The following is a 23,789-nucleotide window of genomic DNA, read 5'->3' as shown; positions in this document are numbered from 1 at the left end:
AGAGGCCTCAGGGATGTCGCAGAGGGGATTTATGCAGAAGTCGCTAGGGGACTAGCCTTCATCTGACTTTCCAAAAAGCAATCGTTACGAATTCATTTCTGCGCCCCTCCCTTCCTCTCATCATCGCCGGGCTTGACCCGGCGATCCTTTTCGCGGACCCAAAAAAGTTGCCCGGGACAAGCCCGGGCATGATGCGGTGAATGAATGAGGCTGCCTTGAAGCAGACGTGAGCGGCCTTCCGCCCTACAGCGGCCGCCGCGCCCGGATGGCCTGGGTCAGCGTCCCCTCGTCGAGATAATCCAACTCGCCCCCCACCGGCACACCATGCGCCAGCCGTGACGCCGCAATCCCCAGCGTCTTCAGCCGCTCGGTGATGTAATGCGCCGTGGTCTGCCCCTCGACGGTGGCGTTCAAGGCCAGCACGACTTCCTTCACCTCGCCCGCCCCGGCGCGCTCGATCAGCGCGCCGATGCTCAGGTCCTCCGGCCTCACACCCTCGATGGCCGAGAGCGTGCCGCCGAGCACATGATAGAGCCCGCCCCAGGCACCTGCGCGCTCCAGCGCCCAGAGGTCGCCCACTTCTTCCACCACGCAGATCGTGGTGCGGTCGCGGCGCGCATCGGTGCACAGCGTGCAGGGATCGACGGTGTCGACGTTGCCGCATGCGGTGCAGATTGTCACCTTTTCCTGCGCCTCCGCCATGGCGAGCGCCATGGGGGCCAGAAGCCGCTCGCGGTTCTTGATCAGGAACAGGGCCGCACGCCGGGCCGAGCGGGGGCCGAGCCCCGGCAGTTTCGCCAGCAGCTGGATCAGCCTCTCGATTTCGGGTCCTGTCGTGCGGCGCGACATCAGAAGGGCAGCTTGAAGCCCGGCGGCAGCGGCAACCCGCCGGTCACCGACTTCATCTCCTCCGCCATCATGGCTTCGGACTTGTTCTTGGCATCGGTGTGGGCGGCGAGGATCAGGTCCTCGAGGATGTCCTTCTCGTCCGCCTTCATCAGCGAGGGGTCGATCGACAGCGCCGTCATGACACCCTTGCCGGAGAGTGTCACCTTCACAAGCCCGCCGCCAGACTGGCCGGTGACGGTTGCCTGCTCCAGCTTGGCCTGCATCTCGGCCATGCGGGACTGCATGGCCTGGACCTGTTTCATCATGTCACCGAGGTTCTTCATCGCTCTCACTCATGTTGGGGGGCGGCAGGCTGTCATCCGGCAGCTTGACGTCGATGATCTCCGCCCCCGGGAAACGCTTCAGCACCGCCTGCACGTCCGGGTGTTCGCGCGCGGTCATGAACAGATTGTCCTTGGCCTCCTGGCGCTGGCGGGCGACGGGCTTGTCGCCGCCGTCCTTCGCCACCATCACGATCCAGCGCATGGAGGTGAAGGCCTCGAGCTTGCGGCCGATCTCGTTGGCGAGGCCTGCATGGGCACCGGGTTCCAGCGCCAGCTCGAACTGGCCCGGCGCAACGCGGATCGGGCGTATCAGGCTTTCGAGGTCGGTCTTGAGCTTGATGTCGCGCTTCTCGGTGGCGAGCGCGATGAGGTCCTTGAGGCTCGAGAAGGCGCGCGTCTCGGTGGGGGCCGCCACCTGCGGCTTCACCGCAAGGGAACCCTGCGACTCGACCGGCGTCTCGGAATTGTTGCGCAGCAGTTCGCGGGCACTCATCGGCACCACGCGCTCGGAGGATTGCGCCTGCTTGACGATCTTCGCCAGTTCCTCGCCGCCCGGCAGGTCCGCCGCGTGGCAGAGGCGGATCAGCACCATCTCGGCCGCCATCAGCGGATCTGAATGAAGCTCGGTCTCGCGGATGCCCTTCAAGAGCATGGACCAGGCGCGCGTCAGATGCGCGATGCCGCATTTCTGGGCGTGCTCGGCGCCGCGCGTCTTCTCCGCCTCGGTGCGCGAGGAGTCGGCGAGTGCCCCCTCCTTCACCACCTTGAGGCGCGTCACCCAGTGCACGTAATCGGCAAGGTCGCTGAGGATGGTGGCCGGATCGCCGCCGCCCTGGTACTGCGCCTCGATCTCCTCGATGGCGCCCTTCGCGTTACCCGCCATCACCGTCTCGAACAGGTCGATGATGCGCGAGCGGTCCATCAGGCCCAGCATGGAGGCGACGTCCGCCGCCTTCACCCTGCCCTCGCCGTAAGCGATGGCCTGGTCGAGCAGCGAGAGACCGTCACGCACCGAGCCCTCCGCCGCACGCGCGATCATGGCCAGCGCATCGGCCTCGGCCTCCACCCCTTCCTTCACGGCGATGCCGGCATAGTGCGAAGCGAGCAGTGCGGCATCGAGCCGCTTCAGGTCGAAGCGCTGGCAGCGCGACAGGATGGTGACGGGAACCTTGTTGATCTCGGTGGTGGCGAAGATGAACTTCACATGCGGCGGCGGCTCTTCCAGCGTCTTGAGCAGCGCGTTGAAGGCGCTCTTCGAGAGCATGTGCACTTCGTCGATGATGTAGACCTTGTAGCGCGCCTGGACGGGTGCATAGCGCACGCTGTCGATGATCTCGCGCATGTTGTCGACGCCGGTGTTGGAGGCGGCGTCCATCTCGATCACGTCCATGTGGCGCGATTCGAGGATGGCCTCGCAGTGCGGGCCCATGTCGGGCATGTCGATGGCTGGCCGGTCGCCATAGTTCAGGGCGCGGGCGATGAGGCGGGCGGTCGTCGTCTTGCCCACGCCGCGCACGCCGGTCAGCATGAAGCCCTGCGCGATGCGGCCCGAGGCGAAGGCATTGGTGAGGGTGCGCACCATCGCTTCCTGGCCGATGAGGTCAGGGAAGGTGCGCGGGCGGTATTTCCGGGCAAGAACGCGATACCCTGCTGCGTTCGCGCCGCTCTGAGTGTCGTCCATGGCGGGCTTCCGCGGGGCAGCTTAAAGGGTGGGAGGCTGGACGGGCAACCCGTTCCGGTCTCGTTGGGGCTGCTTCCTTCCGGACCTGACCCGGTTGGCGAGCGGCACGTCCGCCGCCAACCTCCCGGGGGCTATATGGGGGGAACGGGAACAAAAGGCAAGCACCACGGCTTGCAAAGCGCCGGGCGCGGCTGCATTCTGCCGGAGAGGCAGATTCCCCGCCGCATCGGGGCTTTCAGGGAGATTTCCGCATGTTCAGGACGCTCGTCACACCCCTTCTGGGCCTCCTCGGCCTCGCGGCCCTGACCACGGCTGCGCTGGCCTCCGACCCCTACGGCACGAATGACGACGGCTATGTTCGGATCTGGAAGCCCTATGTGATCGAGAAGAACTGCTCGGGTGACTGGTATTACCACTGCAGGGCACGGATGGACTATGCCCCCTTCCAGCGCTCCATGGTGGCGCGGCCGGGCAGCTACTGGTACCAGAAGCCCTTCCAGGTTTACCGCTATGGCGATTTCAAGCCGCAGCGCGCCCATTGGGGCCGCCGCTACTCCGCCGCCCATGTGGCGTGGTGCAGCGATCACTACCGCACCTATGACCCCACCACCAATTTCTACAAGGGCCGCGGCTACCAGCTGATGAAGTGCCGCAGCCCCTATGGCGGCTGATTGACCGGCGGCCAAGGCTTGACTAAGGGACGGCCATGTCGCTGCTCCCCATCGTAACGCTTCCCGACGAGAAGACCCTCCGCGAGGTTTCGAAGCCCGTGGCCTCGATCGATTCCCACGTCAAGAAACTGTGGGACGACATGCTGGAGACCATGTACCGCGCCCCCGGCATCGGCCTGGCCGCCATCCAGGTGGGCGTGCCGCAACGCCTGCTCGTCATCGACCTCGCCAAGGACGGGGAGCCGAAGACCCCACTCTTCGTCGCCAATCCGGAGATCACCTGGATGAGCGAACAGCAGAGCGACTACGAAGAGGGCTGCCTCTCCATCCCGGAGTATTACGAGATGGTGACCAGGCCCGCCGAGATCCGCATCGACTATGTCGACCGGCAGGGCGAGGCCAGGACGATGCACGCCACCGGCCTGATGGCCACCTGCCTGCAGCACGAGATCGACCACCTCAACGGCATCCTGTTCATCGACCACATCTCGCGACTGAAGCGCGAGCGGGTGGTGAAGAAATTCCAGAAGGCCCACAAGCTCGGAAAGCTCTAGGCCGATGCGCCTCGTCTTCATGGGCACGCCGGACTTCGCGGTCGAGACGCTGAAGGCGCTGATCGCCGCCGGGCACGACATCGCCTGTGCCTACTCGCAGCCGCCGCGCCCCGCCGGCCGCGGCATGGCGGAACGGCCCTCGCCCGTCCACGCCTTCGCGGCAGCACAAGGCATCGAGGTGCGAACGCCCGCCTCGCTGAAGTCGGCCGACGAGCAGGCCCGCTTCGCGGCGCTTGAAACCGATGCCGCGGTGGTCGTCGCCTATGGCCTGCTGCTGCCCAAGCCCGTGCTCGCGGCCCCCCGGCTCGGCTGCTTCAACGTTCACGCCTCGCTGCTGCCGCGCTGGCGCGGGGCCGCGCCCATCCAGCGCGCCATCATGTCGGGTGATGCCGAGTCCGGCGTCACCATCATGCGCATGGAGGAAGGCCTCGACACCGGGCCGATGTGCAAGGTGCGCAGGCATGCGATCACGCCCACCACCACCGCGCAGTCGCTGCATGATGAACTCGCCGCGCTCGGCGCGCGACTGATGGTAGAGGTTCTGGCGCAGCCGGAGATCAGCTGCACGCCGCAGCCTGCGGACGGCGTCACCTATGCTAGGAAGATCGACAAGGCCGAGGCCCGCATCGACCTCACGCGGAGCGCGGAGGAGGTGCGCAACCACATCCACGGCCTCTCGCCCTTCCCCGGCGCATGGTTCCCGGTGAAGGCTACGCGCCTCAAGGCGCTGCTCTGCGAGGTGGTGCAAGCGAGCGGCAGGCCCGGCACCTTCCTCGACGACAACCTTACCATCGCCTGCGGCACCGGGGCCATCCGCCTTCTCAGGCTGCAGCGCGAGGGCAAGGGCGCGATGGAGGCCACCGACTTCCTGCGCGGCTTTCCCATCGCCAAGGGCACGGAGGCCGCCTGATGCCGCGCTATCGCCTCACCATCGAGTATGACGGCACACCCTTCACCGGCTGGCAATCCCAGGCCGGCGGGACCTCGGTGCAGGACGTGCTGGAGCGCGCGGTCGCCATCATCAACGGCGGTCATTCGATGGTCTATGGCGCGGGTCGCACCGATGCGGGTGTGCATGCGTTGGCGCAGGTGGCGCATGTCGACCTCGTGAAATCATGGGACCCGTTCAAGCTTCGCAACGCGCTGAACGGCAACATGCGCGAACACCCGGTGAGCGTGCTGGAGGCGGAGGAAGTGCCGGATGACTTCCACGCCCGCTTCTCCGCCACCAGGCGCTACTATCTCTATCGCATCCTCAACCGGCGCGCGCCGCCGGCCCTCGACAGGGGCAAGGTCTGGTGGCTGCCGGTCGACCTCGACTCGGATGCGATGCACGAGGCGGCGGGCCATCTCGTCGGCAAGCATGACTTCACCACCTTCCGGGCCGCGCAGTGCCAGGCCAATTCGCCGGTGAAGACGCTCGATCACTTCGAGGTGGCGCGCTACGGCGAGCTGATCGAGGTGCGGGCGGACGCCCGCTCCTTCCTGCACAACCAGGTGCGCTCGATGGTGGGCTCGCTGCGCCTCGTCGGCGAGGGCAAGTGGAGCCCGCGCGACATGAAGAAGGCCCTCGACGCGGCGGACCGCAGCGCCTGCGGGCCGGTGGCGCCGCCGGACGGGCTCTATCTCCTCCGCGTCGGCTACAGTTCCGCCGAGAAATAATCCGCGATGATGCGGGCGTAGATCGCCTGCGTGGCGCGCAGCTCGTCGATCGAGATACGCTCGTCGGTCTGGTGGATCGTCGCATTGGTGGGGCCGAATTCCAGCACCGGGCAGTAATCCTTCACGAAACGCGCATCCGACGTGCCGCCGCTGGTGGAAAGCTTCGGCAGCACGCCCGTCTCGTGCTCCACCGCGTCCTGCACGAGCCCGACGAAGCGGCCGGGCTCGGTGATGAAGGCATCGGCGCCCTCGGTGGCCGATACCGTCCAGGTGCCGCCCATCTCCTGCCGGGTCACGGCGATCTGCTCGTCCACCCATGTCTTGAGCGAGGCGAAGGAATGCACGGGCGAGAAGCGGATGTTGAACTTCACGGTGGCGCGCGAGGGGATGACATTGCCCGCAGGGTTGCCCACGTCGAAGGTCGTCACCGCCAGCGTCGAGGGATCGAAATGGTCGTTGCCCTCGTCGAGTGTCGCATGCGCGATGCGGTCGACGAAGCGGGCGAGCTTGGGGATCGGGTTGTCCGCCTTGTGCGGATAGGCGGCATGGCCTTGCTTTCCTTCCACCGTGACGGTGAAGCTCAAGGAGCCGCGGCGGCCGATCTTGATGGTGTCGCCCAGCGTCTCCACGCAGCTCGGCTCGCCCACGATGCAATGGTCAGGGATGTGGCCGTTCTCTGCCATCCACTGCAGCACCTTCACCGTGCCGTTGATGGCGGGGCCTTCCTCATCACCGGTGATGAGAAAGGAGATCGAGCCCTTGAACTTGCCTGCATTCCGCACGAAGTCGATGGCGGCACCGGCAAAGGCCGCGACCGAGCCCTTCATGTCGGTGGCGCCGCGGCCGTAGACGAAGCCATCGGCAATCTCGGCGGCAAAGGGCTGGTGCGTCCAGCTCTCGACGATGCCTTCCGGCACCACATCGGTGTGGCCGGCGAAACAGAGATGCGGGCTGCCGGAGCCGATGCGCGCGAAGAGGTTCTCGACATCCGGCGTGCCCGCCTCGCGGAAGATCAGCCGCTGGCAGACGAAGCCATGGGTCGAGAGCAGGTTCTCGAGATAGGTGAGTGCTCCCCCCTCGGCAGGGGTGACGGACTTGCAGCGGATCAGGTCCTGCAGCAGCGGAACGGGATCGGTGGGGGTGTTTTTCATGGGGATCAGTCTATTGCATCGGCCACGGACATGCACCCCCGATGATCTGCCGGGAGGCGGGAGAGATCACCCCGCCCCATCATGCCCGGGCTCGTCCCGGGCATCCGTCTCCCGGGCGCACAACGGATCACCGGGACCGGCCCGGCGATGATGAAACTCCTGAGGCCTCAGTATCTCAGCGGGTCCGGCCCATACTGGTTCTCGCCATCCGTGCCCCGGAGGAAGCCGAGCTCGACCAGCATCCAGATGCCGCCAATGATCGGCACGAGGCCGATGAGCGTCCACCAGCCGGACTTTCCGCGGTCATGCCAGCGCTTGGCATAGAGAACGATGGCGGGATAGATCAGCGCCAGCGCCACGATGATGCTGACGATGCCGTAGCCATTCTCGCCGGCCGTGCCCAGCACCATGTCGATCAGTGCTGCGATGATGGTGATCACCGTCATGGCGATCACCCCCATCCAGTAGCTCTGGCGGCCGATGCGGCCCTCGAGGCTCGTGAACAGATATTTCCAGTCCATGTCCAACCCCCTTTGCGCGGCGCGTGATGCGCCGGTACCCGCAGGTTGAACTATGAACGAGATCGGAGATTCGCGGAAGCCGCCTTGTCAGTCGCGCAGCAACTCGTTGATCGAGGTCTTCGACCGCGTCTTCTCGTCCACACGCTTGACGATCACCGCGCAGTAGAGGGACGGCGAAGGCGAGCCGTCGGCATAGGGCTTCTGCGGCAGGGAACCGGAGACCACCACGGAATAGGGCGGCACCTTGCCCATGTGCACCTTGCCGGTGTCGCGCTCGATGATCTTGGTGGACTGGCCGATGAACACGCCCATCGAGATGACCGAGCCCTCGCCCACCACCACGCCCTCGACAACCTCCGAGCGTGCACCGATGAAGCAGTTGTCCTCGATGATGGTGGGGCCGGCCTGCATCGGTTCCAGCACGCCGCCGATGCCAACGCCACCCGAGAGGTGAACGTTCTTGCCGATCTGGGCGCAGGAGCCGACCGTCACCCAGGTGTCCACCATGGTGCCGGTGTCGACATAGGCGCCGAGGTTGACGAAGGACGGCATGAGGATGGCGCCGGGTGCCACATAGGCCGACTTCCGGACCACGCAGTTGGGCACCGAGCGGAAGCCCGCGGCGCGGAAGTCCTTCTCCGCCCAGCCATCGAACTTGGAGGGCACCTTGTCCCACCACGAGGACCCGCCGGGGCCGCCGGAGATCATCTGCATGTCGTTGAGGCGGAAGGAGAGGAGCACCGCCTTCTTCAGCCACTGGTTCACGTGCCACTCGCCGTCACGCTTCTCGGCGACGCGGGCCTTGCCGGAATCGAGCAGTTCGAGGGCGGCCACCACGGCGTCGCGCACCGGGCCCTTGGTTTCGAGGTTGACCTTGTCGCGGCCCTCCCAGGCCTGTTCGATGGTGCTCTGAAGATCGGTCATGGCTGTCCCCTCACTCGTTTCGGCTGGCTTTCGCCAAAAAGGCAGGCCCGGTCAAGACCGGGTTTGGAGGTCCTTCGTCAATCCCGCCAAAAAGCTGGCGAGGTCGTCGGTCACGTGGTCAATGTGCGGCTGGGCGGTGCCGCCGGTGGCCTTGTTCAGGTGCTCGGCGTCGTGGTTTTCCGGGCTCACCACCAGCACGGTGCGCATGCCCAGCGCATGCGGTGCCTCGAGGTTGCGCGCGATGTCCTCGAACATGGCGGAGGTTTCGGGGTTGATCCCCGTCTGGGCCACGAACTTGCGGTAGGGCTCCATCTCCGGCTTGGGGATGAAATCCGAATGCACGATGTCGAAGATGTCACCGAAATGGTGGGTGATGCCAATGCGGGCGAGCACCTTCTCGGCATGGGCCACCGTACCGTTGGTGAAGATCAGCTTGCGGCCCGGCAGCGCATGGAGTGCCTCGTCGAGCGGCCTGTTCAGCGGCACCGGCGAATGGTCGATGTCATGCACATAGTCGAGGAAGTCGTCCGGCGTGATGCCATGCTCGGTCATCAGCCCGCGGAGTGTCGTTCCATACTTGTAGAACATCTCCTTCTGGCGCCGCTTGGCCTCGGCATAGTCGACATTGAGGAGCTTCGAGACGAAATTCCCCATCTTCACGTCGATCTGGTCGAACAGCCGGCAGGAGGCCGGATAGAGCGTGTTGTCGAGGTCGAAGACCCAGGTGTCGACGTGGGAGAAGTCGTTCATGCCCCTGCCCGCGAGATGCGCGTGCCCACGCCGTGCGGCGTCAGCAGTTCGAGCAGCACCGAATGCGGCACGCGGCCATCGAGGATGATGACGCCCTCGACGCCGGACTTCACAACATCCGCCGCGCTCTCGACCTTGGGGATCATGCCGCCGGTGATGGTGCCGTTGGCGATGAGGTTGGGAAGCTCCTCGACGGCGAGCTCGCTGATCAGGTTCTTGTCCTTGTCGAGCACGCCGGCAACGTCGGTGAGGAGCAGCAGGCGCTTGGCCCTGGTGGCGGTGGCCACCGCTCCCGCCGCCGTATCGGCATTGACGTTGAAGGTCTCGCCATTCGCACCCACGCCGACGGGTGCGATCACCGGAATGGCGTCGGACTTCATGATGGTCTCGAGGATCTCGGTGTTGACCTTCACCGGTTCGCCGACGAAGCCGAAGTCGATCTCGACCACCTTGCCGGTTTCGGGGTCGGTCTTCTTCTTGGTCAGCTTCTCGGCGATCATCAGGTTGCCGTCCTTGCCGGAAATCCCCACCGCGCGGCCGCCCGCCTGCTGGATGGAGGCGACGATCGACTTGTTGATCGAGCCCGAGAGCACCATCTCGACGACCGACATGGTGGCCTCGTCGGTCACCCGCAGGCCCTCGCGGAACTCCGGCTGCACCTCGAGCTTGTCGAGCATCTTGTTGATCTGCGGGCCGCCGCCATGGACGACGATGGGGTTCAGGCCGCAGACCTTCAGCATCACCATGTCGCGGGCGAACTGGTGGGCGAGCTTGGGGTCCACCATGGCGTGGCCGCCATATTTCACCACGATGATCTGGTCGTCATAGCGCTGCAGGAAGGGCAGCGCCTCGGAAAGGATTCGGGCCGTCGCGGCGATTTCGTCCATGAAGTTCCCCCGGGTCAGTGGCGAAGCGCATTACAGGAGAAATGTGAAGGTTTCAAAGGGTCGTTGGAGGTCTTCTCCCGCTTGTTCAGCGGGAGAAGACAATTCCTTAGAGCAGCCCCGCGATCTCCGCCCGGAGCTCGGGGATGCCGAGTGCCTTCTCGCTGGAGGTCGCGTGGATCTCGGGGAAGGCGGCAGGGTGCTTCTTGATCGCCGCAGCGACCTTTTCTTTCACCTTCTCGAGCTCGGCGGGCTTGATCTTGTCGGTCTTGGTCAGCACCACCTGGTAGGTCACGGCGGCCTCGTCGAGAAGATCGAACATCTCCTCGTCGGCCTTCAGGATACCATGGCGGCTGTCGATCAGCACGAAGGCGCGCGTCAGGCCCGGGCGGCCGCGGAGATAGCCCCTCAGCACCGCCTGCCACTGCTTCACCTCGTGCTTGGGCGCCTTGGCATAGCCATAGCCCGGCATGTCGACGAGGGTGAGCGCCTCGTTCACGTCGAAGAAATTGAGCTCGCGCGTGCGGCCCGGCGTGTTGGAGGCACGCGCCAGGCCATTGACGTTGGTCAACGCATTGATGAGCGACGACTTGCCGACATTGGAGCGCCCGGCGAAGGCGATCTCGACGCCGTCCGACGGCGGCAGCTGCTCGAGCTTCGCCACACCCTTGAGGAAACGGGACGGGCCGCCGAACAGACGGCGGCCCGCATCGATCTGGTCCTCGTTGAAACGCTCGCTCAACTGGTGGCCTTCTTCTTCAGGAAGGGGATGCTGTTCTTCACATTGCCGAAGAAGTCGATGTCCACGCCATGGCGCTTCATGATCAGCGACTGCTGCAGGATCGAGAGCGTGTTGGACCACGCCCAGTAGATGACGAGACCCACCGGGAAGGAGCCGAGCATGAAGGTGAACATCACCGGCATCCAGTTGAACAGGCTCGCCTGCACCGGGTCCGGCGGGGCCGGGTTGAGGCGCATCTGCAGCCACATGGTGATGCCCATGATGATCGGCCACACGCCGATCATCAGCATGTGCGGCGGCGTCCAGGGGATGAGGCCGAAGAGGTTGAACAGGCTCGTCGGATCGGGCGCCGAAAGGTCATGGATCCAGCCGAAGAACGGCGCATGGCGCAGCTCGATCGAGGTGAGAATCACCTTGTAGAGCGCGAAGAAGATGGGGATCTGGACGACCACAGGCAGACAGCCCGACAGCGGCGAGACCTTCTCGCGCTTGTAGAGCGCCATCATCTCCTGCTGCTGCTTCATCTTGTCTTCGGGATATTCCTTCTTGAGCCGCTCCATCTCCGGCTGGAGCTTCTTCATCTTGCTCATCGAGGCATAGGACTTGTTGGCCAGCGGGAAGACCGCCGCCTTGACCAGCACCGTGGCGACGAGGATGGCGATGCCGAAATTGCCGACGATGCCCTTCAGCCAGTCGAGCAGGTAGAAGAACGGCTTGGTCAGGAAATAGAACCAGCCCCAGTCGATGATGTAGCTGAAGCCCTGGATCTGGTAGAGGCTCTCGATCGCATTGATGGTGCGCACCACCTTGGCGCCGGCAAACAGGCGGCCGGTGGAGGACGCGGACTTGCCGGGCTCGACCACCATCGCATCCTTGGCGAGATAGTCGGTCTGGTAGAGGTCGCGGTTGTCGCGCTTGGTGTGGATGAAGCTCGCGGTGACGGGCATGGCCTGGTCCGGCACGATGGCGGCGGCCCAGTACTTGTCGGTGAAGCCGATCCAGCCGCCCGTGGTGTCGCGGCGGTCAGGCTCGCTCTGCTCGCTCACGTCCTTGTAGTGGATCTCGTGCAGGCTGCCGTCGAGCCAGCCCAGCATGCCCTCGAAGAACACCCAGTAGCCGGAGACGACGGGCGTGTCCTGGCGCTGGATGCGGGCATAGGGGATCATCGCCACGGCGGCGGCGGAGGTGTTCTCGACCGTCTGCTCGACGGTGAAGAGATATTCGTCGCTGATCTGGATCTTGCGCGAGAACTTGAGGCCCGCGCCATTGTCCCAGGTGAGGGTCACCGGGTTGTCTTCGCTCAGCACCGCACCGGCGGGGGCGGTCCACACCGTGTTCGAGTCCGGGAGCTTCGCCGTGGTGCCGGTGGCGGGAACCACACCCTGTTCGGCGAACAGCGCACCCGGCGTGCCCGACGGCGACAGGAAGGTGATGGTCGGGCTCTTGGGGTCGATCGTCTCGCGGTAGCGCAGCAGGTGCAGGTCGTCGATCACCGCGCCCTTGAGGTTGATCGAGCCCGAGACGAAGTCGGTCTTGATCGGCAGGCGCGGCGAGGCGGCCAGGGCTTCCTCGCGGCTCACCGGCGCGGCCTGGGCGGTCGTGCCGGGCACGGCGCCGCCGGTGGCGGGCGCGGTGGTGCCCTGCTGGGTCTCCGCCGTCTGGGTCTCGGCCAGCTTCTTCTGCAGGGGTGCCGCATAGAAATACTGCCAGCCGAAGATGATCGCCATCGACAGCAGGATGGCCGCGATGAAATTCTTGTTCTCGAAATTCATGGTGTTCCCTTGTCCGCCGCGATGTGGGCGGTGCGGTGCAGCCTTTTCAAGGCGGAGCTCAGATCTTTCGCGAGATCGGGGAAGGCGCGTTCGAAGGTGGGCGCGCGGCCGATCAGCACATAGTCATGGCCGGGGCGGGCCACCGTGGCCAGCTGCAACCGGGCCAGTTCCCGCAGCCGGCGCTTGACGCGGTTGCGGACCACGGCATTGCCGATCTTCTTGGTGGCGGTGAAGCCGACGCGGGGGGGCGCCTCGTCACCCCGGGCGCGCATCTGCACGACCATGCCCGGCATGGCGGCATAAAGCGCCCGGGCGGCGGCAACGAAATCCTGCCGACGCTTCAGGCGCTCCATTGTCAGGCGGTCCGGCGCTTAGGCCGAGAGGCGCTTGCGGCCCTTGGCGCGGCGGCGGGCGAGGACGTTGCGGCCGCCAACCGTCGCCATGCGGGCGCGGAAGCCATGGCGGCGCTTGCGGACGAGCTTGGACGGCTGGTAGGTGCGCTTCACGATCGGTACTCCGAATTAGGCTTTTCAGCCAATGTTTTCAACAACATGACCTGCTGAAACAGGCATGCCCCGAGGGCCTCTCCGGCCACGTCGGGAAGTTGGAGGGCGCTTATGGGCGAAAAGCCGGGGGAAGTCAACGAGGCGCTGAACACGCTTCGTGGCCACCGGTCACGTGGGCGTGAGCCCCCTTTCGCCTGCGCGCCATATGGTCCAAGCATGGCATCCTGATGATGACCGAGGCCAGCCCGCCCCACCCGACCGACAGCCTGCCCGGCCCGGCCCAGCCCCGCCGTCTGTGGCGCTGGCTGCCGGCCTTGCTGCTGCTGCTCGCCATTGGGCTGGGCTATGGCCTCGGGCTGCAGAACCGCCTGTCGCTTCCCGCCCTCATCGAGCACCGCGATGCCATCAGGGGCTGGGTGGAGGGCCACTTCACCCTGGCGCTGGCGGGCTTCGCCGCCCTTTACGTCGCCGTTGTCGCCCTGTCGCTGCCGGCGGCCGCGGCGCTGAGCCTCGCCGGCGGCTTCCTGTTCGGCTGGATGGTGAGTGCACCGGTCACCACGCTGGCCGCCACCGCGGGGGCGGCCATCGTCTTCGAGATCGTGAAGACCTCGCTCGGCGCCACCCTGGCGGAGCGCTCCGGCCCCTTCCTCACCCGGCTGTCGAGGGGTTTTGCGGAGAATGGCTTCGGCCTGCTGCTGTTCCTGCGGCTGACGCCGGTGTTTCCGTTCTGGGCGGTGAATGCGGTGGCAGGGCTGAGCCGCATGCCGCTCTCCACCTTCCTCGCCGCCACGCTGATCGGCATCATTCCGGGCTCCATTGCCTTCGCGCTGATCGGGGCGGGGCTCGACGGGGTGATCGACGACCAGCTCCTCGCCTTCAAGGTCTGCGCCGAGCAGAACGGGGCGGAGAACTGCCACCTCACCCTGAGCCCCGGCATGCTGATCTCGCCGGAACTGCTGTGGGGGCTGACGGGCCTCGGCGTCGTGGCGCTGCTGCCCACCCTGCTGCGGCTGTGGCGGAACCGCCCGCGATGAGGGCCCGGCATTTCGACATCGCGGTGATCGGCGCGGGCTCGGGCGGCCTCTCGGCAGCGGCGGCGGCGGCGCAGTTCGGCTGCAGGGTGGTGCTGTTCGAGGCGGGCGACATGGGCGGGGACTGCCTCAACACCGGCTGCGTGCCCTCGAAGGCGCTCATCGCCGCGGCACGCCAGGCACAGGCGATGCGGACTGCGGCACGCTTCGGCATCACGCCGGTGGCGCCCACGGTCGATTTCGCGGCGGTGCGCGCCCATGTGCAGCGGACAATCGCCACCCTTGCCCCGCATGACAGCCAGCAGCGCTTCGAGGCCCTCGGCGTCAGCGTCATTCGGGCTGCGGCGCACTTCGTCAATGACCGCACCGTCGAGGCCCGCGGCGAACATTACACTGCCCGCCGCTTCATCATCGCCACCGGCTCGCGTCCCGCCATTCCGCCCATCCCGGGGCTCGCGGAGGTCCCCTACCTCACCAACGAGACGCTCTTCGCCAGCGAGACGCTGCCGTCGCATCTTCTCGTCATCGGTGGCGGCGCCATCGGGCTGGAAATGGCGCAGGCGCACCGGCGCCTGGGATCAGAGGTCACCGTGATCGAAGCCGCGGCCCCGCTCGCACAGGACGACCCTGAACTCGCCGCCGTGGTGCTCGGCCACCTCGCGAGAGAGGGGGTCGGGATCATCACCTCCGCGGCCGTGTCGCGCGTCTCTTCCAGCGGCGGCGGCATCACCCTCGAGGTCGGCGGCCGCAGCATCACCGGTTCGCACCTCCTGGTCGCTACGGGGCGCAGGCCCAACATCGAGAAGCTGGGCCTCGAAGCCGCGGGCATTGCCGTCACGCCCCGGGGCATCACCGTCGACAGGGGGCTGCGCACCTCCAACCGCCGCGCCTATGCCATTGGCGACGTGGCGGGCGGGCGCTTCACCCATGAGGCGGGCTACCAGGCGGGCATCGTCATCCGCAGCGCGCTGTTCGGGCTTCCCGCCAGGGCCACGGCCGCCATTCCCCATGTCACCTACACCGACCCGGAACTGGCGCAGGTGGGCCTCACCGAGCGCCAAGCCCGTGCTGCCCATGGCGACGGCGTGCGCGTGCTGCGCGCGCCCTTCAGCGGCAATGACCGGGCGGTGACCGAGGCGGAGGTCGAGGGCCTGGTGAAGGTGATCACCACGCGGCGCGGCCGCATCCTCGGTGCCGGCATCGCCGGGGCCGGCGCGGGCGACCTCATCCAACCCTGGGTGCTGGCGCTGCAGGGCAGGCTGAAGATCAGCGCGCTGGCCTCCTCCGTGCTGCCCTATCCGACGCGGGGCGAGGCCTCCCGCCGCGCGGCCATCGGATATTTCGCCGGCCTCGCATCCAACCGGCTGCTCCGGCACGTAATGGGGCTGGTGAGCAGGATCATTCCATGACGGGCAGCAGCGAGACCGTGCGGCGCGAAGGGCCGCCCCCGTTCCGGGGCCTGTCCGGCAAGGTGCTGGTCATGACCATCCTCTTCGTCATGCTGGGCGAGGTGCTGATCTTCCTGCCCTCCATCGCCAATTTCCGCATCCAGTGGCTGAAGGGCCGCATCGCCCAGGCGGAGATCGCGGCGCTGGCCGCCGAAGCCGCACCGGACCGCATCCTGTCGCCCGACCTCCGCACCGAGATCCTCAAGGGCGCTGGCGTGCTCGTCGTCTCACTCACCCGCGGCGAGACCCGCAAGCTGATGCTGCGGAGCGAGACCGATCACATGATCGATACCTCCTATGACCTGCGCGACGTGCCGTGGCTTCCCGCCGTCACCGATGCCTTCGCCGTGCTGCTGCGGCCCACCGACCGGGTGATCGGGGTCATCGACAAGCCGCCCAACATGTCGGGTGACGTGATCGAGGTGGCGCTGTTCGAGAAGCCGCTGCGCGAGGCGATGCTGCGCTTCGGCTTCAACATCTTCCTGCTCTCCGTCGTGCTCTCGGTGATCGTCGCGGGGCTGGTCTACCTCGCCCTCACCTTCGCGCTCATCCGCCCGATGAAGCGATTGACCCGCAACATGATGGCCTTCGCCCAGAACCCGGAGGACCGTTCGCGCATCATCGTGCCCTCGGCGCGCCAGGACGAGATCGGCATTGCCGAGCGCGAACTGCATGACATGCAGTCGCAACTCGCCGCCATGCTGCAGCAGAAGAGCCGGCTTGCCGCACTGGGCCTAGCGGTGTCGAAGGTGAGCCATGACCTGCGCAACATGCTGTCCTCCGCGCACATCATCTCCGACCGCCTGGCGATGGCGGAGGACCCGACGGTGAAGCGCTTTGCGCCCAAGCTCATCATCAGCCTCGACCGGGCGATCTCCTTCCTCACCGCCACGCTGAAATTCGGCCGCGCCGAGGAGGCCCCGCCGATGCGCGAGCGCCTGCCCCTCAAGGACATCGCCGAGGAGGTGATCGACACCGCGGTGCTGCAGGCCTCCTCCCGCGTCGTCCTCTTCAACCACGTGCCGCCGGGCCTGCTCATCGATGCCGACCGCGAGCACCTGAACCGCGTGCTCACCAACCTCGTCCGCAACGCCATCCAGGCGCTGGAATCCCAGGACTCGGAGGAGGACGGCCGCGTCACCCTCTCCTCATGGCGCGAGGGCGCGGTGGTGGTGATCGAGGTGAAGGACAATGGCCCCGGCATTCCGGAGCGGGTGCGCCCGAAGCTGTTCGAGGCCTTCCAGAGTGCCGCCAAGCCCGGCGGCGTGGGGCTGGGGCTGGCGATCGCGGCGGAGTTGATCAGGGCCCATGGCGGCGAGATCAGGCTCAACGGAACCGGCCCCGCAGGCACCGTGTTCCACGTGGTGGTGCCGGATGCCGTGGTGGAGCTCCGCCCCGGCCGCCGCGGCGCCCGCAACCGGGCATAAACCCGGTTTTTCCGCGCTTGACGGGGGTGCCCCATTCAATGTCTATAGCGGTCGCAACCAAACCACAGGGGGAGGATTCATGCCGGACCCCCTTTCACAGGAGCTGAAGACCACTTGCCAATGCCACCCAGGAGGCCGTCAATCCGCGGAGCCGCCCCCCCGCAAAAGGAAGAAGGACACAGGATCAACAACCGCATCGACGCGCGCGAAGTGCGTCTGATCGGCGCCGATGGCGCCAATGTCGGCGTCGTGCCGATCCGCCAGGCCATCATGATGGCCGAGGAAGCGAACCTCGACCTCGTCGAGATTTCGCCGGACGCCAAGCCCCCGGTCTGCAAGATCCTCGACTACGGTAAGTTCAAGTTCCAGGAACAGAAGAAGGCCGCCGAGGCTCGCAAGAAGCAGAAGGTCATCGAGATCAAGGAGATCAAGATGCGCCCGATGATCGATGATCACGACTACGACGTGAAGATGAAGGCGATCAGGCGCTTCTTCGAGGAAGGCGACAAGGTCAAGATCACGCTGCGCTTCCGCGGCCGCGAAATGGCCCACCAGGAACTCGGCCAGCAGCTCCTCGACCGCGTCAAGAAGGACGTCGTCGAGATCGCCAAGGTCGAGTCGGAGCCGCGCTTCGAGGGCCGCCAGATCGTCATGGTCCTGGCGCCGAAGTAAGGCTTATCCCTGTTCCCGCACGATCATGCCCGGGCCCCGTCCCGGGCATTTTCCTTGGGGGACGCGGCTCACCGCAGCGCCGGCCCCCTCAGGAAACCGAGGCCAGATAGGCAAGGCCGACGACGAAGGCAGCTGAGACGGCACTGGCAAACAGCAACACAGCTTCAAGCATCCGCCGCTCCACTCCCCAATCCCAATGTTCATCCAACCCATTAGCTCCCTTGACCTAACGGGAGGTTACCAGAGGTTGGGTGCCGTCCCGCCCTCACCCTTGCTTTTCCGGCCTGTTTTTGCTTAAACCCGCCCGTTCTAGCCGCCTGGCCTGTAAAGGGCATGCCATGGCGGCTTTATAACGCTTTGAAAGGATTAAGCAAAATGCCCAAGATGAAGACCAAGTCCTCGGCCAAGAAGCGGTTCAAGGTCACCGCTTCCGGCAAGATCAAGGCAGGTCAGGCCGGCAAGCGCCATGGCATGATCAAGCGGACCAACAAGCAGATCCGCAACCAGCGCGGCACCATGGTTCTGGCGGCAGGCGATGAGCGCCTCGTCAAGATCCACATGCCCTACATCGCCAAGTAAGCCGAGGAGATAGACCAATGCCACGTGCAAAAGGCGGCGTCGTCGCCCGCAAGTCCCACAAGAAGGTGATCAAGGCTGCGAAGGGTTACTTCTCCCGCCGCAAGAACATCTTCCGCGTCGCTGTCCAGGCCGTCGAGAAGGCCGAGCAGTATGCCTATCGCGACCGCCGCACCAAGAAGCGCAATTTCCGCGCCCTGTGGATCCAGCGCATCAACGCCGCGACCCGCGAACTCGGCCTCACCTATGGCCGATTTATCCATGGCCTGGCCAAGGCCGGGATCGAGGTGGACCGCAAGGTTCTCGCCGATCTCGCCGTGCATGATCAGGCCGCCTTCGCCGCTCTCGTCGAGAAGGCAAAGGCTGCGCAGGCTTAATCAAGCCTCGTAGATCACCACGTCGAATTCCGATTGCCTTGACCGGGCCACAGCGTGTCTTCCACGGCACCTGTGCCCGGTCATGTCGTTTCCAGAGGAACATCCTGAATGAGTCTCGCCACTCTCGAACAGTCGATCCTCGCCGAGATCGAAGCCGCCAGCGATGAGGCTTCGCTCGAGGCGGTGCGCGTCTCCGCCCTCGGCAAGAAAGGCTCGATCTCCGAGCGCATGAAGGGCCTTGGCGCCATGAGCCCCGAGGAGCGCAAGGAAGCAGGTGCCGCCCTGAACGTGCTCAAGGACAAGGTCGCCGACGCCCTGTCGTCCCGCAAGGCGAAGCTGCAGGAAGTGGCGCTGGAAGCGCGGCTGGCCTCCGAGAAGATCGATGTGACGCTGCCCGGCCGCCCGCAGGTGTCGGGCACGGTGCACCCCGTCTCCCAGGTCTGGGAAGAAGTGGTGCAGATCTTCGGCGACCTCGGCTTCTCGGTGGCGGAAGGCCCGCACATCGAGGACGACTTCCACAATTTCGATGCGCTGAACATTCCGCCCGAGCATCCGGCACGGCAGGAACACGACACCTTCTTCTTCAACGAGAAGGCCGGCGGCTCGCGCATGCTGCTGCGCACCCACACGAGCCCGGTGCAGATCCGCACCATGCTGGCCTCCAAGCCGCCGATCCGCATCATCGCGCCGGGGCGCACCTTCCGCTGCGACTCGGACATGACGCACACGCCGATGTTCAACCAGGTCGAGGGCCTCGTCATCGACGAGAAGGCGACGCTGGCGAACCTGAAATGGGTGCTCACCGAATTCTGCAAGGCCTTCTTCGAGGTCGACGACGTGAAGATGCGCTTCCGCGCCTCGCACTTCCCCTTCACCGAGCCCTCGATGGAGGTCGACATCCAGTATTCGCGCGAGGGCGGCCAGTTGAAGATCGGCACCGGCGACAAGTGGCTGGAGATCTTGGGCTCCGGCATGGTGCACCCGAACGTCATCCGCGCTGGCGGCATGGACCCGGACCAGGTCCAGGGCTGGGCCTTTGGCATGGGCATCGACCGCATCGCCATGCTGAAATACGGCATCCCCGACCTCCGCGCCTTCTTCGAAGCCGACCTGCGCTGGCTTCGCCACTATGGATTCAAGGCACTCCAGGTGCCGACACTTGCCGGAGGCCTGTCATGAAATTCACCCTCTCCTGGCTCAAGGAATATCTCGACACCACAGCCAGCCTCGACGAGATCTGCGAGGGTCTCGTCGGCGTTGGCCTCGAGGTGGAGGAGGTCACCGACAAGACGAAGCTGCTCGCCGACTTCAGCGTGGCGCATGTCACGCTTGCCGAGAAGCACCCCAATGCCGACAAGCTGCGGCAATGCGTGGTGGAAACGAAGGACGGGACGAAGCAGGTCGTCTGCGGCGCCCCCAATGCGCGCACCGGCATCAAGGCCATCATCGCACTCCCCGGCGTCACCATTCCGGCGACGGGAGCGGTCTTCGCGCCCGCCACGATACGCGGTGTCGAATCCCAGGCCATGCTGTGCTCGGAACGCGAGCTTCTCATCTCGGACGAGCACAACGGCATCATCGAGATCGAGGGCGACTGGCCGGTCGGCACGCCGGCGGCGAAGGCGCTGGGCCTCGATGACCCGATGATCTACGTCAAGGTCACGCCCAACCGCCCCGATGCGCTCGGCATCTACGGCATCGCGCGCGACCTTGCGGCGAAGGGCGTGGGGACACTGAAGCCGCTCGATGCGAAGAAGGTGGAAGGCAGCTTCGAGTCGCCCATCAAGGTGTCGCTCGATTTCCCCGATGGCGACATGAAGCCCTGCCCGCTCTTCGTCGGGCGTTACATCAAGGGCGTGAAGAACGGCCCCTCGCCCGAATGGCTGCAGCGCCAGCTGAAGGCCATCGGCCTGCGTCCGATTTCCAAGCTCGTCGACGTCACCAACTACATCACTTTCGCCTATGGCCGCCCGCTGCATGTCTTCGACGCGGACAAGGTGAAGGGCAGTATCCGTGCGCGGCCTGCGAAGGATGGCGAGACGCTGGAAGCGCTCGACAACAAGACCTACACGCTGTCAGCGGGCATGACAGTCATCGCGGATGACGCAGGGCCGGAGGCCATTGCCGGCATCATCGGCGGCATTCCGTCGAGCTGCACCGACGAGACGGTCAACGTCTTCCTCGAGGCCGCCTATTTCGACCCGCTGAAGACCGCCGCGACGGGCCGCAAGCTCGGCATCACCTCGGATGCGCGCTACCGCTTCGAGCGCGGCGTCGACCCGGCCTTCACGCCCGTGGGCGCCGAGATCGCGACCCGCATGATCCTCGACCTCTGCGGCGGCGAGGCCTCGCATGTCGTCGTCGCCGGTGCGGTGCCCGACACGTCGCGCAGCTACGACCTGCGCAAGACCCGCGTCGCCTCGCTCGCCGGTGCCGACATTCCCGTCGCGCGGCAGAAGGAGATCCTGCAGGCGCTCGGCTACGGTGTCACCGAGAATGCAGACACCTTCACCTGCGCTGTTCCCTCCTGGCGGCCGGATGTCCACGGGGAGGCCGATCTGGTGGAAGAAGTCACCCGCATCTGGGGTCTCGACAACATTCCGCCCCAGCCGATGGAGCGCACCAGCGCCATCGCGAAGCCGGTGCTGAACCCGCTGCAGAAGCGCATGCTCGGCGCACGCCGCGCACTTGCCTCGCGCGGCTTCAACGAGGCGATCACCTGGGCCTTCCTGCCCGAAGATCAGGCGAAGCTCTTCGGCGGCGGCCAGCCGGAGCTGAAGCTGGCGAACCCCATCTCGTCGGAACTCTCCGACATGCGCCCCTCGCTGCTGCCGAACCTCATCGCAGCCGCCGGCCGCAACATGGACCGCGGCTTCGCCGACATGATGCTGGCCGAAGTGGGCCATGCCTATGCCGGTGACCGCCCTCAAGACGAGACGCTGCGCGCCGCCGGCATCCGCCGTGGCGCCTTCACCGGCCGCAACGTGCATGGTGGCGCCCGCGCGGTCGATGCCTTCGACGCAAAAGCCGATGCGCTCGCCGTTCTCGAGGCTGCAGGCGCGCCCGTGGCGACGCTGCAGGTGGTGGCGGGCGCTCCCGCCTGGTTCCACCCCGGCCGCTCCGGCACGATCCAGATGGGCCCGCAGAACAAGCTCGGCTTCTTCGGCGAAATCCATCCGCGCGTGCTCGCGGCAATGGACGTGAAGGGCCCGCTCGTCGCCTTCGAGCTGATCCTCAACGCCATTCCGGGATCGAAGTCGAAGGGCGCCACGCGGCCGCCTCTGGTCATCTCCGACCTCATGCCGCTGTCGCGCGATTTCGCCTTCGTGGTGGATGATGCGGTGGAGGCCGACAAGCTGGTGAAGGCCGCAAAGAGTGCCGACAAGGCGCTGATCGCCGATGTGTCGGTCTTCGACCTCTACAAGCTCGAGGGCGGCAAGAAATCCCTCGCCATCGAGGTGACGCTGCAGCCGAAGGACAAAACGCTCACCGAACCGGAGATCGAGGCCGTCTCGGCCAAGATCGTGCAGGCCGTCACCAAGGCCACCGGCGGAAGCTTGAGGAGCTGACCATGGCCAGGGCCGACAGCCGCAAAATCCTTGCCGATCTGAAGGCCCATCGCAGGAAGGGCGCGCCGATCGACATGCGGCGCGCCTTCGAGCGCGACCCCAAACGCTTCGCGGAATTCTCCGCCAAGGCCGACGACCTGCTGCTCGACTATTCCAAATGCGCGGTGAACACGCGCACCATGAAGCTGCTCGCACAGCTCGCGAAAGCCTGCGACGTCGAGGCCAAGCGCGACCAGATGTTTGCGGGCGCCATCATCAACAGCACCGAGCAGCGCGCCGTGCTGCACACGGCCCTCCGCAACCGCGCCAACACGCCCGTGCTGGTGAGTGGCAAGGACGTGATGCCGGATGTGAACGCCGTGCTCGCCAGCATGGCCGCCTTCGCCCGCAAGATCCGCAAGTCGAAGATCACCGACGTCGTCAACATCGGCATCGGCGGCTCGGACCTCGGCCCCGCCATGACCACGCTGGCACTCGCCCCCTACCACGATGGCCCGCGACTGCATTATGTCTCGAACGTCGACGGCGCCCACATCGCCGACACGTTGAAGCTGCTGAAACCCGAGACGACGCTGTTCCTCATCGCGTCGAAGACCTTCACCACCATCGAGACCATGACCAACGCGCAGACGGCGCGCAAATGGATCGCGGAAAAGCTGGGCGAAGCCCATGTGGGCGAACACTTCGCCGCCATCTCCACCGCCATTCCCAAGGTCAAGGCCTTCGGCATTTCCGAAGACCGCATCTTCGGCTTCTGGGACTGGGTGGGCGGGCGCTATTCGATCTGGTCGGCCATCGGCCTGCCGCTGATGATCGCCATCGGGCCGGAACGCTTCATCAACTTCCTCGAGGGCGGCCACGCGATGGACCGCCACTTCCGCGAGGCGCCCGTGCTCGAGAACCTGCCCATGCTCATGGGCCTGCTGGGCGTGTGGCACCGGAACATCTGCGGCTATCCCTCGCGTGCCATCATCCCTTACGACCAGCGCCTGTCGCGCTTTCCCGCCTATCTGCAGCAACTCGACATGGAGTCGAACGGCAAGCGGGTGACGAAGAGCGGCAAGCCGGTGAAGGGCGACACCGGCCCCATCGTCTGGGGCGAGCCCGGCACCAATGGCCAGCACGCCTTCTTCCAGCTGCTGCACCAGGGCACCGGCATCATCCCGGTCGAGTTCCTCATCGCGGCCGACCCGCATGAGGACAAGGCGATGCGCGAGCACCACGCGCTGCTTGTCGCCAACTGCCTGGCGCAGAGCCAGGCGCTGATGCTGGGCCGCACCGAGAAGGAAGCGGAAGCCCAGCTCCTCGCCATGGGGAAAAGCAAGGCGGAGGCGAAGGCGCTGGCCCCGCACCGTGTCTTCACCGGCAACCGCCCGTCGGTGACGCTCGCCTACAGGCAGCTCGATCCCTTCACGCTCGGCCGCCTGATCGCGCTCTACGAACACCGCGTGTTTGTGGAGGCCGCCATCTGGAACATCAACGCCTTCGACCAGTGGGGCGTGGAACTCGGCAAGGAACTGGCGACGGGATTGCAGCCTGTCGTCGAGGGCAAGAAGGGCACGGAGGGGCTCGATTCCTCCACGGCTGGGCTGGTGAAGTTCCTGCGGAAGCTGGGCTAGGCACGCTCACTCCCCGCTCACCACCACTTCGTCATCATGGCCGGGCTTGTCCCGGCCATCCTTTTCCCGGCTACCAAAAA

25 protein-coding genes and 1 other RNA gene are annotated in these 23,789 nt (G+C 65.9%); 13 read left to right on the top strand and 13 right to left on the bottom strand.

All coding sequences use genetic code 11. The features are described 5' to 3' along the window. Positions 1 to 243: 243 nt before the first annotated feature. From recR to ffs, 4 genes are all read right to left on the bottom strand, one after another. On the bottom strand, positions 244 to 849 hold the full coding sequence (gene recR / locus DK847_RS12070; RefSeq protein WP_111198773.1) for a recombination mediator RecR: 606 nt from the start codon (positions 847 to 849) through the stop codon (positions 244 to 246). Continuing rightward, positions 849 to 1,172, bottom strand: coding sequence for a YbaB/EbfC family nucleoid-associated protein (locus tag DK847_RS12065; RefSeq protein WP_111198772.1), 324 nt, complete (start codon positions 1,170 to 1,172; stop codon positions 849 to 851). Before DK847_RS12065 ends, recR begins: the two co-directional genes overlap by 1 nt. After that, positions 1,156 to 2,853, bottom strand: a complete 1,698-nt coding sequence (locus DK847_RS12060) for a DNA polymerase III subunit gamma/tau (protein WP_111198771.1) — start codon at positions 2,851 to 2,853, stop codon at positions 1,156 to 1,158. Before DK847_RS12060 ends, DK847_RS12065 begins: the two co-directional genes overlap by 17 nt. Before the next feature lie 28 nt (positions 2,854 to 2,881). Further along, an RNA gene (gene ffs, locus DK847_RS12055) (signal recognition particle sRNA small type) lies at positions 2,882 to 2,978 on the bottom strand. 126 nt (positions 2,979 to 3,104) lie between these two features. Here ffs and DK847_RS12050 point away from each other — a divergent pair. Genes DK847_RS12050 through truA form a run of 4 tightly spaced genes read left to right on the top strand, consistent with a single transcriptional unit; the run spans position 3,105 to position 5,740 of the window. After that, positions 3,105 to 3,524, top strand: a complete 420-nt coding sequence (locus DK847_RS12050) for a BA14K family protein (protein ID WP_111198770.1) — start codon at positions 3,105 to 3,107, stop codon at positions 3,522 to 3,524. A gap of 35 nt (positions 3,525 to 3,559) precedes the next feature. Next, positions 3,560 to 4,078, top strand: coding sequence for a peptide deformylase (gene def, locus DK847_RS12045; protein WP_111198769.1), 519 nt, complete (start codon positions 3,560 to 3,562; stop codon positions 4,076 to 4,078). A gap of 4 nt (positions 4,079 to 4,082) precedes the next feature. Next, complete coding sequence (fmt, locus tag DK847_RS12040) at positions 4,083 to 4,988, top strand: methionyl-tRNA formyltransferase (RefSeq protein WP_111198768.1); 906 nt, start codon at positions 4,083 to 4,085, stop codon at positions 4,986 to 4,988. After that, positions 4,988 to 5,740 (top strand): tRNA pseudouridine(38-40) synthase TruA, encoded by a 753-nt coding sequence (gene truA, locus DK847_RS12035; protein WP_111198767.1) that lies wholly within the window; start codon positions 4,988 to 4,990, stop codon positions 5,738 to 5,740. Before fmt ends, truA begins: the two co-directional genes overlap by 1 nt. Here truA and dapE read toward each other — a convergent pair. The 9 genes from dapE to rpmH all read right to left on the bottom strand — a co-directional run bounded on the left by dapE (position 5,719) and on the right by rpmH (position 12,990). Continuing rightward, a complete protein-coding gene (gene dapE / locus DK847_RS12030) occupies positions 5,719 to 6,891 on the bottom strand; it encodes a succinyl-diaminopimelate desuccinylase (RefSeq protein ID WP_111198766.1) in 1,173 nt (390 codons plus the stop codon). The genes truA and dapE overlap by 22 nt on opposite strands. 167 nt (positions 6,892 to 7,058) lie before the next feature. Then, complete coding sequence (locus DK847_RS12025) at positions 7,059 to 7,412, bottom strand: DUF805 domain-containing protein (protein ID WP_111198765.1); 354 nt, start codon at positions 7,410 to 7,412, stop codon at positions 7,059 to 7,061. Between the two features lie 87 nt (positions 7,413 to 7,499). Further along, entirely contained in the window at positions 7,500 to 8,336 is an 837-nt protein-coding gene (dapD, locus tag DK847_RS12020) for a 2,3,4,5-tetrahydropyridine-2,6-dicarboxylate N-succinyltransferase (protein ID WP_111198764.1), read from the bottom strand. A 51-nt stretch (positions 8,337 to 8,387) separates the two neighbouring features. After that, complete coding sequence (locus DK847_RS12015) at positions 8,388 to 9,086, bottom strand: pyrimidine 5'-nucleotidase (RefSeq protein WP_111198763.1); 699 nt, start codon at positions 9,084 to 9,086, stop codon at positions 8,388 to 8,390. Further along, a complete protein-coding gene (gene argB / locus DK847_RS12010) occupies positions 9,083 to 9,973 on the bottom strand; it encodes an acetylglutamate kinase (protein ID WP_111198762.1) in 891 nt (296 codons plus the stop codon). The genes DK847_RS12015 and argB overlap by 4 nt, the downstream gene beginning before the upstream one ends. A gap of 106 nt (positions 9,974 to 10,079) precedes the next feature. After that, positions 10,080 to 10,712, bottom strand: a complete 633-nt coding sequence (gene yihA, locus DK847_RS12005) for a ribosome biogenesis GTP-binding protein YihA/YsxC (RefSeq protein ID WP_111198761.1) — start codon at positions 10,710 to 10,712, stop codon at positions 10,080 to 10,082. After that, positions 10,709 to 12,484, bottom strand: coding sequence for a membrane protein insertase YidC (gene yidC / locus DK847_RS12000; RefSeq protein WP_111198760.1), 1,776 nt, complete (start codon positions 12,482 to 12,484; stop codon positions 10,709 to 10,711). The genes yihA and yidC overlap by 4 nt, the downstream gene beginning before the upstream one ends. Further along, the gene (rnpA, locus tag DK847_RS11995) at positions 12,481 to 12,837 is read right to left on the bottom strand and encodes a ribonuclease P protein component (RefSeq protein WP_111198759.1); all 357 of its coding nucleotides are present in this window, start codon (positions 12,835 to 12,837) and stop codon (positions 12,481 to 12,483) included. The genes yidC and rnpA overlap by 4 nt, the downstream gene beginning before the upstream one ends. Positions 12,838 to 12,855: 18 nt before the next feature. Then, on the bottom strand, positions 12,856 to 12,990 hold the full coding sequence (gene rpmH / locus DK847_RS11990) for a 50S ribosomal protein L34 (protein WP_111198758.1): 135 nt from the start codon (positions 12,988 to 12,990) through the stop codon (positions 12,856 to 12,858). A 227-nt stretch (positions 12,991 to 13,217) separates the two neighbouring features. On the opposite strand from rpmH, the gene DK847_RS11985 reads away from it, so the two are divergent. The 9 genes from DK847_RS11985 to pgi all read left to right on the top strand — a co-directional run bounded on the left by DK847_RS11985 (position 13,218) and on the right by pgi (position 23,709). Further along, positions 13,218 to 14,024, top strand: a complete 807-nt coding sequence (locus DK847_RS11985) for a TVP38/TMEM64 family protein (RefSeq protein WP_111198757.1) — start codon at positions 13,218 to 13,220, stop codon at positions 14,022 to 14,024. Further along, positions 14,021 to 15,430, top strand: a complete 1,410-nt coding sequence (locus DK847_RS11980) for a dihydrolipoyl dehydrogenase family protein (protein ID WP_111198756.1) — start codon at positions 14,021 to 14,023, stop codon at positions 15,428 to 15,430. The genes DK847_RS11985 and DK847_RS11980 overlap by 4 nt, the downstream gene beginning before the upstream one ends. Continuing rightward, on the top strand, positions 15,427 to 16,896 hold the full coding sequence (locus DK847_RS11975) for a sensor histidine kinase (RefSeq protein WP_111198755.1): 1,470 nt from the start codon (positions 15,427 to 15,429) through the stop codon (positions 16,894 to 16,896). Before DK847_RS11980 ends, DK847_RS11975 begins: the two co-directional genes overlap by 4 nt. A gap of 120 nt (positions 16,897 to 17,016) precedes the next feature. Then, positions 17,017 to 17,568 (top strand): translation initiation factor IF-3, encoded by a 552-nt coding sequence (gene infC / locus DK847_RS11970; RefSeq protein WP_111198754.1) that lies wholly within the window; start codon positions 17,017 to 17,019, stop codon positions 17,566 to 17,568. 375 nt (positions 17,569 to 17,943) lie between these two features. Further along, the gene (gene rpmI, locus DK847_RS11965; RefSeq protein ID WP_111198753.1) at positions 17,944 to 18,147 is read left to right on the top strand and encodes a 50S ribosomal protein L35; all 204 of its coding nucleotides are present in this window, start codon (positions 17,944 to 17,946) and stop codon (positions 18,145 to 18,147) included. A 17-nt stretch (positions 18,148 to 18,164) separates the two neighbouring features. Beyond that, a complete protein-coding gene (rplT, locus tag DK847_RS11960; RefSeq protein WP_111198752.1) occupies positions 18,165 to 18,521 on the top strand; it encodes a 50S ribosomal protein L20 in 357 nt (118 codons plus the stop codon). Between the two features lie 108 nt (positions 18,522 to 18,629). After that, complete coding sequence (gene pheS, locus DK847_RS11955; RefSeq protein WP_111198751.1) at positions 18,630 to 19,700, top strand: phenylalanine--tRNA ligase subunit alpha; 1,071 nt, start codon at positions 18,630 to 18,632, stop codon at positions 19,698 to 19,700. Beyond that, positions 19,697 to 22,090: a phenylalanine--tRNA ligase subunit beta gene (pheT, locus tag DK847_RS11950; protein WP_111198750.1), complete on the top strand. Its 2,394-nt coding sequence runs from the start codon at positions 19,697 to 19,699 to the stop codon at positions 22,088 to 22,090. The genes pheS and pheT overlap by 4 nt, the downstream gene beginning before the upstream one ends. Before the next feature lie 2 nt (positions 22,091 to 22,092). Next, positions 22,093 to 23,709: a glucose-6-phosphate isomerase gene (pgi, locus tag DK847_RS11945; protein WP_111198749.1), complete on the top strand. Its 1,617-nt coding sequence runs from the start codon at positions 22,093 to 22,095 to the stop codon at positions 23,707 to 23,709. The last annotated feature ends 80 nt before the right edge of the window (positions 23,710 to 23,789 follow it).

The sequence above is a fragment of the Aestuariivirga litoralis genome (genome assembly GCF_003234965.1).
Lineage (GTDB): Bacteria > Pseudomonadota > Alphaproteobacteria > Rhizobiales > Aestuariivirgaceae > Aestuariivirga > Aestuariivirga litoralis.
Note: the sequence above shows the minus strand (reverse complement) of the source record. Positions and strands in the feature narration are given on the sequence as shown.